Genomic DNA, 13993 nt, shown 5'->3' on the forward strand with positions numbered 1-13993 from the left:
TTATTTTTTTTGACCACGGATTGCGTCCCATGCGAAGTAGGCAATGATAAGCAGATACATAGCCAGTGAGAGCCAATGCGCCGAGGGGGTGGCATACCACTTGGAGGCGAAGAGATCTACATTGTTGAATTTGAGGATGGCACTTACAACCCCCATGAGAGCTCCGCCTGCGATAAATCCTGATGCAATGAGCGTACCCTTGTCTCTGCGAGCCTTGTTGATAGAGGCGTCTTTGCTGCGAGAACCTACAAAATGACTAATTAGACCTCCAACCAAGAGGGGCACGTTGAGTTGTAATGGGATAAACATACCCAGGGCGAAGGGGAGAGCCGGCACCTTTATAAAGTTGAGGATAAGGGCGAGGATAGCTCCTACTGCATAGAGAATCCACGGAGTTTCACCACCTTCCATCAAGGGCTTAATCACAGCTGCCATAGCATTTGCTTGAGGGGCTACTAGGGCTCCTTCGCCTTCGAATCCGTAGGTTTTGCTGAGGATAATCATTACTCCTGCTACGGTTAGAGCCGAAACAAAAGTACCGAGGAACTTCCATTTCTCCTGCTTTTGAGGGGTTGTTCCCAGCCAATAACCAATTTTGAGGTCCGTGATAAAGCCTCCTGCCATAGAGAGGGCTGTACATACAACACCGCCGATAATCATGGCAGCCATCATCCCACGCTCTCCTTGGATACCCACGCTTACGAGTATTACAGAGGTGAGAATAAGGGTCATAAGGGTCATGCCGGAGACGGGGTTGCTCCCCACTATTGCGATAGCATTAGCAGCAACGGTGGTGAAAAGGAAGGCGATGACGAATACAATCAGAAGAGCAATAAGCGTCTGCGATATGTTATGAATGACGCCAAACTGGAAGAAAACAAAGGTGGTAATAAGAGCCGCAATGATACCTATGAGTACGAACTTCATGGATAGATCCTGCTCCGTACGAAGGGTAGGACCATTCAAATCTCGCTTGTTGCCCAATTCGTTAGCAGCCAGTTTTACGGCGCGTCCTATTATGCCCGAAGACTTGAGAATGCCGATAATCCCTGCCATGGTAATGCCTCCAATCCCTAAGGGACGTGCGTAGTTGGCAAAGATTTGTTCGGCACTCATGGCTCCTACTGTTAGGTCTATGCCATCTCCTACGGGGAGTGTCATGCCGGGGGCAAAGTACCCGATGAGGGGAACAATTACAAACCAAACAAGGAAAGATCCCCCACAGATAATTGCCACATAGGGTAACCCAATGATGTAGCCAAGCCCGAGTACTGCCGCTCCGGTGTTTAGCTTGAAGACCATTTTGTATTTATCGGCAAGGGTTTCTCCCCATGCCATCATACGAGTGGAAATCTCATCGGTCCACCAACCAAAAGTACTGATGATGAAGTCGTATAGACCTCCAATGAGTCCACTAAGAGCAAGTAGCTTGGTCTGTTTACCGGCACTCTCGCCCGTTACAAGTACCTCTGTTGTAGCCGTTGCTTCCGGGAATGGATACTTACCGTGCATCTCCTGTACAAAGTAGCGACGGAAGGGAATGAGAAGGAGTATCCCTAGGCATCCTCCCACAAAAGAAGAGAGGAAGATTTGCCAAAATCCTGCCTCTAATTGCAAAATGTAGAGGGCGGGAAGAGTGAAAATGGCACCTGCTACAATAACCCCTGAGGAGGCTCCGATGGATTGAATGATTACGTTTTGCCCGAGCATATTCTTCTTGCCCGAGAGAGAGCCGATGCCTACAGCCAAAATAGCAATAGGGATAGCCGCTTCAAATACTTGTCCCACTTTAAGACCGAGATAGGCTGTGGCTGCGGAGAACAGGATAGCCATAATAATACCCATAAGCACCGAATAAGAGGTGACTTCTCGTGGGTTCTCCCGAGCTGGGAGGAGCGGGGTGTATTTCTCTCCCTCGTGGAGAGGCCGATAGGCGTTGTCGGGTAGTCTTGAGGATTTGTTTTCTTCCATATCTATTCCTATTTTGAGTGCGGTTTGATCTCCTCTAGAGTAAGAGTAAAGACGAAAAACACCCTCCCTGTAGATATTGCACTTCTCCTAGAGGATAGGAGAGGGCGGTGTATCTACCGAGAGGGATCCTTTTCATACTCTGTATATCTTATTTAGTCTCTTTGTCGGGGCGTGGCTTATCGAGTTTCTCAAATTCGCTATTGTTGCTACGATACTCCGGGACGAGATTTTTTATAGTGGCGACAGAGCCAATTATATCTACGTCGTAAGATCTCTTTTTTAGTTCTTCAAATTGAGAGGCAACGGCTTCAAAATCGTTGGGGCGTACCATTGCCATTCTGATCTTGGGTAGCTTGGTGGGGATGGTGTGCTCGTTACTATCAAGAACTTCTTCATAGATTTTCTCTCCGGGACGCAGCCCTGTATATTTGATTTCTATTTGTTCATCGGGGATGAGTCTAGCTAGGCGTATCATGTTGCGAGCTAGGTCTACAATCTTGTGAGGCTCACCCATCTCAAAAACAAATATCCTGGTTGTATCCCCCAGTGCACTGGCTTGTAGTACCAAGTGACATGCCTCACGGATGCTCATGAAGTAGCGCGTAATATCAGGGTGGGTAACGGTGATAGGCCCTCCATTGGCTATCTGCTCACGGAATAGATGAAACACAGAACCTTGAGAGCCCAGTACGTTGCCAAATCGGGTGGTTAAGAAGATGGTCTTCCCCTCTATCCTGCCCTCTTCTATGGCATGCCCTAGAGCCTGTACGTACATCTCGGCACTTCGCTTGGTGGCTCCCATTACATTGGTGGGGTTCACAGCTTTGTCGGTAGAGATCATTACCATCTTTTCTATTCCATACTTGAGGCAATGATCGGCGATATTTTGGGTCCCCATACAATTAACCAAGATGGCTTCGCAGGGGTTTTCTTCCATCAAAGGCACATGCTTATAGGCGGCAGCATGGAGCACGATGTGGGGATGGAAACGCCGGAATACCATATCTACGCGTTCCTTGCTACGAACATCCCCAATGATGGGAGAGAACTGAAGATTAGGGAACTTCTTCTGTAGCTCTAAGCGAATATTATGGAGGGGCGTTTCTGCATTATCGAAAAGAATGAGGTGTTTTATGTCTAGCCCGGCTACCTGACGAGCAATCTCGCTCCCGATGCTTCCGGCAGCTCCCGTTACGAGGATTGTCTTCCCTGCATATAACTGCTTCACAGGGGTCATATCGAGTTTTATTTCGTCACGCAGGAGAAGATCCTCTATGTTGATGTGGCGTACCCCTTGCTCAGCTAGTAGGGTAGGAGTAGTCTTTTCTATCTCTGGGGCTAGCATGGCAGATACCCCGAGGGCGAGGCAATCTTCTACTAATCCATTACGCTCGGCGAATAGGTCGTCTTTGTTGGAGAAGATAAAGGCACGTACTCCATGTCGTTTAATAAGTATGGCGATATCTTTCCGTGATGAGACATATAGGATGGGTTTACCGGCTATAGTGAAGGTGCTTTCGTGCTTCCTCTTGCTACAAAAACCTACTACGTTGTAGTTGCGATTACGCTCAAGTAGGTTGGCAAGAGATACAGACTCTTCATTTGTACCATAGATAACGACGAAGGTGGTGACCTTGGTTGTGGTAGGATCTCCTGCAGTACCCCAGCGCGCCAATATGATAAAGCAGGCACGAGATAGCACTGTCATGAAAAAGAATACAATGAAGAATAGTAAAAAGAATAACAGAGAATGTAAAAGTAGAACTTGGAGATTGACCTCTGCATTAACTAATAGTAGGATGGTTGTGGAGAGAATCCCTACAGATAATGTGTTGCAGACGATGTACCAAAAGGTGCGTGTGCTAATATCCAAAGAAGAAAATCGGAATGCTTGCTTGTAGGTACGGAAGAGGTAGGTCGTGAGCAATGTGGAGACAAGTGCCACTCCCGTGGTGATAGTGCAATAACTTTTATCCACAAAAGAGTCTGGGGCTACCCAATTAACACATAACCCAACGAGTAGAGCACTGAGGGTACCTAGTAGAGTGTCGAATAAAAGGACATAGCGACGATCTATGAAGTCCTGAAAAAGTCGCTTTTGCAGCAACTTCTGAACCCCATTTTTAAACCTCCTTTTTCTGTTTTTTTTCTCGTGATTCATCTCCTTCTTTTCCCGATCGTGTTTATTATTCGCTTTTGCTGATAATAGCTAATTAATGGTATTGTATTGAGATTGTTTGTCAAAAGAAATGAGGGAGGAGTATAACCATTTCTGTATAAAAATGGCTGAACACAAAAGTTTTAGCAACCCAATGGATTATCCTCTTATTCTACTCCGGTATCATTTCCCCTACTTAAACACGACTCTTTCTCTTTTTCACATTCTCTTTTTCTTGTTACAAAGATAAGGACTTCTCCTTTAGTACGCAAAATGGAAATGCAAAAATCCCGTCTTTATCAAAGATAAAAGGCGGGATTTTTGGATAAAAACTCTCCTTAGAATGGGGAGCGTTGTTTTGTATTAGAGCTTATCGTTGGACCCGAGCACGTCGCAGATCTTGTGCTTGTATAGCTCTTTGAGGCTATCACGAGCCGGACCTAAGTACTTACGAGGGTCAAACTCTGCAGGCTTATTAACGAATACTTCGCGAATGGCTGCGGTCATAGCAAGACGGCCATCGGAGTCAATATTAACCTTGCAGACGTTCGTCTTAGAAGCCTTGCGGAGTTGCTCTTCGGGGATTCCGATGGAGTCTTTGAGGGCACCACCGTTGGCATTGATAATCTTTACCTTATCTTGAGGCACGGAGCTAGAGCCGTGAAGAACAATGGGGAACCCTGGGATACGACGCTGTACTTCCTCAAGGATGTCGAAGCGAAGTGGAGGAGGAACGAGTACGCCCTCTTCGTTGCGGGTGCATTGTGCAGGGGTAAACTTGTAAGCTCCGTGTGATGTGCCTATGGAGATCGCAAGGGAGTCCACTCCCGTTTTCTTTACAAAGTCTTCCACTTGAGCAGGATCTGTGTAGGTATGAGTTTCGGCTTGTACGTCGTCTTCGATACCTGCGAGCACCCCTAGCTCACCCTCTACTGTTACATCAAACTGATGAGCATAGTCTACAACCTTGCGTGTAAGGGCTACGTTTTCATCATAGGGAAGGGCGCTCCCATCAATCATTACGGAAGAAAATCCGAGTTCGATACAGCTCTTACAAAGCTCAAAAGTATCACCATGGTCAAGGTGGAGACAGATTTGGGGATTGGGTTGTCCCAACTCTTTAGCATACTCTACAGCACCTTGTGCCATATAGCGCAAAAGGGTCTGATTAGCATACTTACGAGCTCCACTTGATACCTGTAAGATAACGGGAGAATTGGTCTCTACAACAGCTTGGATAATAGCTTGTAGCTGCTCCATGTTGTTGAAGTTGTAGGCAGGGATGGCATAACCGCCTTTCATGGCTTTAGCAAACATCTCACGGGTGTTTACCAATCCGAGTTCTTTGTAGCTTACCATAAATTTCTAGATTAAACGACTTGTTCTTTACGACTGCAAACATAGTTATTTAATATAGTCTAGCCAAATTTTTTGCGTTAAATCGCATGGATTGGGTACTCCAGATATTGGAGAATCTTCAAAGAGGAAGGGTTTTACTTCTCCCTTTTGATGCAAATGTGTCCACTTTTGATTAGTTGACAAAAACAGCGTATGCAAGTGTCGAGGTCTTGTACGGCATCGTGCGTTTCGCCTGTGGGATCATTGCCAAAAAGGAAAGAATGTAGCTCTCCCAATCGTGGATATTTGTATGGCTCTTGGTGGGGAATGGATCTAGCGTTGGTGTGCTCTAGGTGTGGTAGCTTGCACAAATTACATGTTTCTAGCATGGTGCAATAGCTGTATTGAGTAGCATGGCAAGAGATTTTGCGTATTTGCCCTTGTGTGCAACCGGCTCTCTCAAGAGCTTTCCCTAGGATATGGAGATCGAAAGCTAAGTTGTGTGCTACCAATAGGGTATCACCATCCCAATCGTTCAGGAATTCTAGCAAAACATCCCTAGCCGCTTCTCCTTTTTGCTTCAGCTCTTCAGTTGTGATACCATGTATGGCAGTAGCCTCTGAGGGGACATTGATCCCCGATATAAATCTGTTGCAACGTTTTATCTCACGCAAATGGCTATCGAGTACGCACCAGGCAAGCTGGATGAGTTCCGGGCTATCCTTTTCTCGTTGGATAGGGGCGTCCGGAAGTCCTGTAGTGTCGGTATCAAAAATGACGATAGAGTGAGGACGCTTCGAAATGGTTTTCTCTTTGATTGTAATCTCTCTACTACAGGACGTTGTATGGGGGTGACGCGAAACCCTTTTGTAGGTAAAGAGGGCTGCTAATCCCAATGCTACGAATAGTGAGAGTAGGGCAATGACCATACTAGAGTGCGGTATATCTTTATCGAGATTCTTGTCTACAAAAGTAACCGATTTGCTTCACTCTCTTTGTCGAAGATTGGGGCTGGTATAGATTTTCTTTTACCTGTGTAAATGGAGGAAGTGTCGGAGGTTTCCTCTTTCATCTGAAAAGGAGGTGTTTTGCAGGCTGAAATATTTTTCTTTTTAGGCCTAAAAATTCTTGTTTTTCAGCTAGAATGTGACCAACATATAGGGCAAGAAATTTTTGCTTTTTAACCTAGAATTTCTCCGAAAGTACTCTTGATACGATTGAATAGAGCTACCTTTGTTGTGGATTTTAGATGCAAAGCAATGGAGCAAATAAAGAGTAGGTATGATGTGGAGAGCTATCGCAAAGATTTTCCTCTCCTGCATACCAAGATGAATGGTAAGCCTTTGGTTTACCTAGATAATGCCGCTACCACACAAAAGCCTCAAGTGGTAATTGACAGTCTCGTAGAGGCATATACAACGTGCAACGCCAATGTACATCGTGGGGTCTATCGTCTGAGTAGAGAGGCCACAGAGCGACATGAGGCTGCACGAGCTACTGTAGCCAAGTTTATAGGAGCCGATAGCCGGGAAATCCTTTTCACGAGAGGTACTACAGAAAGCCTTAATTTGGTCGCGTCTACCTATGGAATGGAGTTCCTCCAGCCAGGGGATGAGATTATAGTTAGTACGATGGAGCACCACTCCAATATAGTGCCTTGGCAGCAAGTGGCTCTCCGTCGTGGTTGTACCTTGCGCGTTATCCCCATCCACGACGATGGCTCTCTAGATCAAGAGGCCTATCGCTCTCTGCTTACGGAGCGTACACGCCTTGTCTCCATTGCACACGTAAGTAATGTTTTAGGTACGATCAATCCCATTCGGGAAATGATTGCAGAGGCACACGCTGTTGGGGCTGTGGTGGTAATTGACGGGGCGCAGGGAGCTGCTCACGAGGTCGTGGATGTAAAAGATTTGGATTGTGACTTTTATGCATTTTCCGGTCATAAACTCTATGCTCCCACTGGCATAGGAGTGCTCTATGGCAAGGCAGAGCTCCTGGAGAAAATGCCCCCTTACCAATTTGGGGGAGAGATGATTGAGAAAGTTACTTTTGAGCAAACTACCTTTAATACCATACCCTATAAGTTTGAAGCCGGCACTCCCAATTTTGTGGGATCGGTAGCTCTAGCAAAAGCAATTGAGTATGTACAAGGTATTGGTCTAGAGGCTATTGGCGCACACGAAAAGCACTTGCTCAGTATGGCTGTAGACGAGGTCTCTTCCCTCAAAGGGGTACGTCTGATTGGTACTGCTCCCAACAAAGAGGCTGTACTGACCTTTGTAGTAGATGGAGTACATCCCTATGACTTGGTTCTCTTGATGGATCAACAAGGGATTGCGTTGCGCTCCGGTCATCATTGTGCCGAGCCTCTTTTAGATCGTTTTGGGGTAACTTCTACCCTTAGAGCCTCCTTTGCACTCTACAATACTGAGGCTGATGTACATGCCTTTGTTGCGGCTTTACGTCGTGCTCTTAGTTTCTTTTGACAAGGCGTAGTTGAGGATGCTGGACTTGCATTTCTTGGCAGATGGCTGTATAGAGTGTGGTTGCGACGAGGCCGGACGAGGCTCCCTTGTGGGGGATGTATTTGCGGCAGCTGTAATCTTGCCGGATGACTTTTGTTTGCCAGAACTTAACGACTCGAAAAAGCTGACAGAGCGCACTCGCTATCGCCTCCGTCCCCAAATAGAAGAGCAAGCTGTGGCTTGGGCTGTTGGGCGTGCTTCGGCAGAAGAGATTGATACCTACAACATCCTCCACGCTTCATTCTTGGCCATGCACCGAGCCATAGCCGCCTTGGGCATTACGCCCCAACGTTTGCTTATTGACGGCAATCACTTCGATCCTTACCTTGATATCCCCCATGAGTGCATCGTAAAAGGGGATAGTCGCCTAGCTTCTATTGCCGCAGCTTCTATCCTTGCCAAAACCTATCGAGACGATTATATGTTGGCTGCTCACAAGCGATTCCCCGTCTATGGTTGGGATCGCAATAAAGGATATCCCACCCCTGCCCATAGACAGGCGATAGAGAAAATGGGGCACTCTCCACTCCAGCGTTTCACCTTTATGGAGACGAAACCCTCTAGAAAAGACTAGAGTGGGTTAGTGGTAAAAAGGGTGTGGAGTGAGCGGTTGGCTCGCTAGGGGGTGGTAGTCTCCCTTGAGACCAATGGGGGTGCTGTGGCGTATGTCGTGCACAATTTCGATACAGGGGCGTACCTCTTCCAATCCAAATCCTTCTCCTTTCAATATATGTTGGTAGCTCTCGTTGTGCAGCTCGGTAAAGCCAACACTAAACTCAAATTCTTCTCCGTCTATATTGATGGTTCGGTAGGTTCGCTTCTCTCCTTCCACGGCATTGGGTGGAAGTAGTTGGGCATTAATAGAGAGGAAGTAACGCACTCGGGCTCTCTTTAGCTCTAGGTATCCTGCACAGCGATCGTGCCTCATTACGTGCACGATGTTGCGTTGTACAGAGCCAAAGATCCAAGTAAGCATATCATAGAAGTGTACCCCGATGTTCGTTGCAATACCTCCACTTTTCCGATCATCCCCTTTCCACGAAGTGTAGTACCACATACCACGTGAGGTAATGTAGGTGAGGTCTACGTCGTATATCTTGTCAGGATTTCCATTTTGTACCTTCTCGCGTAGGGCGATGATAGAGGGGTGCAGACGCAGTTGTAGTATGTTATAAACGTGGTGCCCCGTCTCCCTCTCAATTTGTTGTAGTGCGTCTATATTCCACGGATTTAGCACGAGAGGTTTCTCGCAAATTACTTCCGCCCCAAGACGCATAGCGTAGCGACAATGGGCGTCGTGGAGGTAGTTGGGGGAGCAGACAGAGATATAATCGAGTTGCTTTGGGGTACCTTGCAACTTGCTGTTGTGGCGGTCGAATAGCTCCTGTTCGGTAAAGAAAGAGGCTTCTGGGAAGTAACTATCGATGATGCCGACGCTGTCGTGAGGATCGTAGGCAGATATGAGTTGATTACCGGTAGCTTGTATGGCACGGAGATGACGAGGGGCAATGTAACCTGCAACCCCTATGATGGCGAAATTTTTCATTCGACTAGAGATACTTTAGAGTTAGAGAGTTGGTAAACTTCTTGGGTGATGGGGCATTGGGCTCTGCCTTTTTCGTCAAAATTGAGACGTTCGCCATGGCGGCTTACCCATCCAATTTGTCGAGCAGGATTCCCTACCACAAGGGCAAAGTCGGGGACATCGCTGAGTACCACAGTACCTGCACCTACTAGGGCATAAGCTCCGATGGAAATGCCACATAGGATGGTTGCATTCGCTCCGATAGAGGCTCCGCATCCTATCCGAGTAGGGAGGAACTCCTCTTTTCTGCTTATAAAAGCTCTAGGATTGAGGATGTTGGTGAAAACACAAGAAGGGCCTAAAAAGACATTTTCTGCACAATGTACTCCGGTATAGATAGATACATTGTTTTGTACTCTACAACCATCCCCAAGTACGACACCGGGAGAAACGACTACATTTTGCCCTAGAGAACAATTCTTGCCAAGGGTAGCCCCTTGCATAACGTGCGAGAAATGCCAAATGATGGTGCCGCTACCAATGGAGCAACCTTCGTCTATAATGGCTGTGGGGTGAGCTTGATAGTGTGCTGTGGGTACGTCCATAAGGCTATGAGTATTGGCTTCTATACAAATTGTCGGATGGCTGCAATTACCCGATCTTGCTCCTCTAGGGGGAACTCGGGATAGATGGGTAGAGAAAGCACCTCAAGGGAGAGTTGCTCTGCCGTGGTAAGGGGTTGAGGGCAATGCACTAAGGGGGCGAATGCAGGCTGGCGGTGTAGGGGTTGAGGATAGTAGACCATGGAGGGAATACCTTGCTCCGAGAGATGCTGGCGTAGTTGGTCTCGTTTCCCTTTGAGTACCCGTAGGGTATATTGGTGATATACGTGCGTTGTGTAGGGCATCTCTTGGGGAGGAATAATGTTTTCTACCCCTTGTAGAGCCTTTGTGTAGCGATGAGCTAACTCGCATCTCCTCTCTCCATACTCTGCAAGATGGGGAAGTTTACATCTTAGGATCGCCGCCTGTAGTGTGTCTAGCCGTGAGTTGCAGCCAATGGCTTCGTGTTTATATTTTGTGCGCTGACCGTGGTTAGCAATCATCTTGAGCCTTTCGGCAAGGTGAGCATCGTATGTAAAGATAGCCCCCCCATCGCCATAGCATCCCAAATTTTTGGAGGGAAAAAAAGAGGTACAGCCAATATGTCCCAAAGCGCCTGACTTAGCCTTTCGACCATCGGAGAAGGTATAGGTGGCCCCCAAGGCCTGTGCGTTGTCTTCTATTACGTAGAGGTTGTGCTCTTGTGCGAAGCGAAGTATTGGCTCCATGGGGCAGATAGACCCGAATAAGTGTACGGGAATAAGGGCGCGAGTGCGTGGGGTTAGTGCTTTTTCTAGTTGCTCGGGATCAAGACAAAAGGTTTCTTTGTCTACATCCACAAGTACCGGTACCAAGCCGAGTAGGGCTACCACTTCTGCACTTGCCGCATAGGTAAAGGCCGGTACAAGCACCTCGTCACCCGGCTTTAGCTCCAAAGCCATTAAGGCTATCTGTAGAGCATCGGTGCCATTGGCGCAGGGGATAACATAGCGGCAGCCTACATGGTCTGCTAATTCCTGAGCGAACAAACCTACCTCCTCACCTTGGATAAAATCAGTCTTCTCTAGCACCTTTTTTATCGCTTGGTCTATCTCCTCTCTGAGAGATAGGTATTGAGCATGGAGGTCGAGCATCTTCATATCAAGAGCGGATAGGTGTAGTTACTTGGTGAGGTAGAGGTAGACGGGGAGATGATCGGAGTACCCTCCTAAATAATTGTTGCCGGAAAAGGTGCGCAAAGGCTCTCCTCGGTGCTTCGGAGTTTGCTGAAGAAGATAGTCGCGGCGGAATATATAGGCGAGTTGATGGCTCTCGGGATCCTGATATAAATGGAGCCCCTGTGTATTTTTTTTCAGGAGATTGCCACTGACTGCCATAATGTCAAAAAGATTCCATTTCCCTTTGTAGGCGAGAGTTCCGGCGCCTTGGCGATACATAGAGAGCATGGGAGAGAAAAGATCTGCCGCATGGGTCTCTTCGATAGTTTGGCAGAGATTGAGCCCCTCTACTACGGAAGCATCGAAGGGATCGTCATTGAAGTCTCCCATCAGTATTGCCTTGCTCCCGGGGTACTCTCTGAGGAGTGAGTCTGCCACTTGGCGCATGGTTTGGGCGGCCACCATACGTCGCCCTGCCGAGGCGGGGTCGCCACCATAGCGAGAGGGCCAGTGCCCCACGATGAAGTGAAATAACTCATTATCTATGGTGCCTGTGGCAAAGAGAATGTCTCGGGTGGGTATTTTAGATTCTTCGGGTAGTGCTATAAAGCGCACACCACTGCTCTTGGGGTGAAAGATCTTAGCATCGTAGAGGAGGGCACAATCTATCCCACGAGGGTCGGGAGAATCGTAATGGATGATGCTGTAATTACGCTTTCGAATGCTGGGGTTTCGTACCAAATCTTCTAGCACATGGCGATTCTCGACTTCGGCAAGCCCCACAACGGCACCTCCCTTGTCTGCAATATCACCCAATACATGAGCTAGATTATTCAACTTCTGTTGGTAGCGCTCCTCCGTCCACTCTCGCTTGCCTTGTGGAAGAAATTCGGTATCGTCATTGGCGTCATCGTTGCAGTCGAAGAGGTTTTCTACGTTATAAAAGGCAATGGGGATGCGGTGTGCTGCTTTTTGAGCACTTAAGGTGTATACCGAGAAGATGAGGAGGATGAAGAAATAGATAGATCGGTTCATAGGGTTATAAACGGAGGGTCTGTATAAAAATAAAGGGGAACTAGGGTTCTGGATTAAGTTGTGGATTGAAGGTCTCTTGTGTGATGGGAAGTCGCTCAAAAAGGAGTTCATCTTCTACGCCTGAGGATGTATGGATCGGACCTTTCCCCGAGGTAAAGGAAACTCGTAGGCTACGAATGTAAAGCGTATAGGCAGGGAATCCCTTCCCTCCAAGCTCGAATAGAGAGATGGTTAGGCGTCCTGCCGGAAAATCCTCCTTGAATTCGAGAGTACAATAGGTCTGTCCGTTGGCACTCTTGAGCGGAGTTTGAATGGCAACTTGGTGAGAATCATCAGTATAATAGCTTATCTCAAGAATGGGTGCCAATTGTTTTTCTATCACTTTCTCGGGAAGGCCTTGTACATCAATCGTGACCTCTATCGAACTACCCGCCGGTATTGTATCATTTATTACGGCACTATGCGTTAGCCAAGAGGCTTTGCTCAGGAAACTAACATAGCGAGGGTAGTAAGATTCTGGGACAATTTGATGGATATTGTGGCTGTTTAAGTCGCCGAAGAAGGGCTGCAAAACAAAATCCTCTGGGGAGAAAGGGTTGCCCTTTTGGATAGATCCCAATTCTTCATCAATGTCTTGGGAGGCGCGTCGTACTATGTCGGCAAAGTAGAGGGGCTTATCAATGTTGTAATGATATACGATGCTATCGAAGTCGGATCGTGTAATCCCGTACTTCTCAAAAATCTGATCCTCTAAGGCAAGTCGCATTGTGTCGTTGATGCTGTTGCCTAGATTGTCCATGAGGCAATCGGCCTTGTAGAGTTCGCCAATGAGTTGTCTGAGCTTCTTATCACTTAGCTTGCGTTGCCACTTGTCACCGCAGCTTGATAGACCGGCTAGGGTGATGAGAAGGGCAAGAGACCCCAGCAGATAACGAGCGCAGCGTAGCATAGTTACTCTTCGTTATCGGGGGGAGTGGTGTGGCGACGACGTTTGGGTGAAAGCATCTCGAGGGCAAGAGATAGCGGTGTGCGGCAAAATAGGATGAGAGCCACAACGCCAACGCTGATGCACGCATCTGCAAAATTGAAGATGGGATCGAAGAATGTAAACTCCTTTCCTCCTAGAAAAGGAATCCACGAGGGTAGGGTGCAGTCAATCAGTGGGCAATAAAACATATCCACAACGTGCCCATAAAACAGAGGAGCATAGCCGCCGTCTTTGGGGAAAATCTCGGCAATGGTGCCCTGACTGGAGGAGAACATCAACCCATAAAAGAGGGAGTCTATAATGTTCCCGACCCCTCCTGCCGTGATGAGGGCGAGTACAACTAAAAACCATGTAGAGTACTTGCCACTACGGATCAGCCGAGCTACCCCCCAAGTGAGTAGCCCCATGGCTATGATGCGAAAGAGGGTCAAGAAGAGTTTACTACCTAGAGTAATCCCATATGCCATCCCCTCATTCTCAACAAAATGCAGATGAAACCCATCGAATATCGGGATGTCATCTTCAAGCATCATATGGGTCTTTACCCATATCTTGATAGCTTGGTCGATGATAAGTAAAAGCGCGATAACTCCCCACACCACAAGAGACTGGGTGAGTCTCTTGCGGCGTAAATCTTCGGGGGAAAGCAAGTCTTGAGAAGTTAAACTCATTGCATTTAAGAAGAGGAGTT

The 13993-nt window shown here is 47.5% G+C and carries 12 protein-coding genes; 2 read left to right on the forward strand and 10 right to left on the reverse strand.

Annotated features, from left to right (window positions below; all coding sequences use genetic code 11):
* The 4 genes from ACTTHR_RS00080 to ACTTHR_RS00095 all read right to left on the reverse strand — a co-directional run bounded on the left by ACTTHR_RS00080 (position 1) and on the right by ACTTHR_RS00095 (position 6396).
* Positions 1-1971, reverse strand: a complete 1971-nt coding sequence (locus ACTTHR_RS00080) for an OPT family oligopeptide transporter (protein WP_442604737.1) — start codon at positions 1969-1971, stop codon at positions 1-3.
* Between the two features lie 148 nt (positions 1972-2119).
* Positions 2120-4132, reverse strand: coding sequence for a polysaccharide biosynthesis protein (locus ACTTHR_RS00085; protein WP_442604738.1), 2013 nt, complete (start codon positions 4130-4132; stop codon positions 2120-2122).
* Positions 4133-4492: 360 nt separating this feature from the next.
* A complete protein-coding gene (locus tag ACTTHR_RS00090) occupies positions 4493-5488 on the reverse strand; it encodes a class II fructose-bisphosphate aldolase (protein WP_004334804.1) in 996 nt (331 codons plus the stop codon).
* 134 nt (positions 5489-5622) lie between these two features.
* Positions 5623-6396 carry a 3'-5' exonuclease gene (locus ACTTHR_RS00095; RefSeq protein ID WP_442604739.1) on the reverse strand — a complete coding sequence of 258 codons (774 nt, stop codon included), beginning with the start codon at positions 6394-6396 and terminating at the stop codon, positions 5623-5625.
* 330 nt (positions 6397-6726) lie between these two features.
* On the opposite strand from ACTTHR_RS00095, the gene ACTTHR_RS00100 reads away from it, so the two are divergent.
* A complete protein-coding gene (locus ACTTHR_RS00100) occupies positions 6727-7956 on the forward strand; it encodes an aminotransferase class V-fold PLP-dependent enzyme (RefSeq protein ID WP_442604740.1) in 1230 nt (409 codons plus the stop codon).
* 16 nt (positions 7957-7972) lie between these two features.
* Positions 7973-8569: a ribonuclease HII gene (locus tag ACTTHR_RS00105; RefSeq protein WP_442604741.1), complete on the forward strand. Its 597-nt coding sequence runs from the start codon at positions 7973-7975 to the stop codon at positions 8567-8569.
* A gap of 6 nt (positions 8570-8575) precedes the next feature.
* Here ACTTHR_RS00105 and ACTTHR_RS00110 read toward each other — a convergent pair whose 3' ends face one another.
* Genes ACTTHR_RS00110 through ACTTHR_RS00135 form a run of 6 tightly spaced genes read right to left on the reverse strand, consistent with a single transcriptional unit; the run spans position 8576 to position 13973 of the window.
* Positions 8576-9541: a Gfo/Idh/MocA family oxidoreductase gene (locus ACTTHR_RS00110; protein ID WP_442604742.1), complete on the reverse strand. Its 966-nt coding sequence runs from the start codon at positions 9539-9541 to the stop codon at positions 8576-8578.
* Entirely contained in the window at positions 9538-10125 is a 588-nt protein-coding gene (locus ACTTHR_RS00115; RefSeq protein ID WP_442604743.1) for an acyltransferase, read from the reverse strand. Before ACTTHR_RS00115 ends, ACTTHR_RS00110 begins: the two co-directional genes overlap by 4 nt.
* A gap of 20 nt (positions 10126-10145) precedes the next feature.
* Positions 10146-11261: a DegT/DnrJ/EryC1/StrS family aminotransferase gene (locus ACTTHR_RS00120; protein WP_442604744.1), complete on the reverse strand. Its 1116-nt coding sequence runs from the start codon at positions 11259-11261 to the stop codon at positions 10146-10148.
* A 21-nt stretch (positions 11262-11282) separates the two neighbouring features.
* Complete coding sequence (locus tag ACTTHR_RS00125; protein WP_442604745.1) at positions 11283-12314, reverse strand: endonuclease/exonuclease/phosphatase family protein; 1032 nt, start codon at positions 12312-12314, stop codon at positions 11283-11285.
* Between the two features lie 40 nt (positions 12315-12354).
* On the reverse strand, positions 12355-13263 hold the full coding sequence (locus ACTTHR_RS00130) for a DUF4296 domain-containing protein (RefSeq protein WP_442604746.1): 909 nt from the start codon (positions 13261-13263) through the stop codon (positions 12355-12357).
* A gap of 2 nt (positions 13264-13265) precedes the next feature.
* Positions 13266-13973 carry a lipoprotein signal peptidase gene (locus ACTTHR_RS00135; protein WP_442604747.1) on the reverse strand — a complete coding sequence of 236 codons (708 nt, stop codon included), beginning with the start codon at positions 13971-13973 and terminating at the stop codon, positions 13266-13268.
* Positions 13974-13993 lie beyond the last annotated feature (20 nt).

The organism is Porphyromonas endodontalis (assembly GCF_052173515.1).
In the GTDB taxonomy this organism is placed as follows: Bacteria; Bacteroidota; Bacteroidia; order Bacteroidales; family Porphyromonadaceae; genus Porphyromonas; species Porphyromonas endodontalis_A.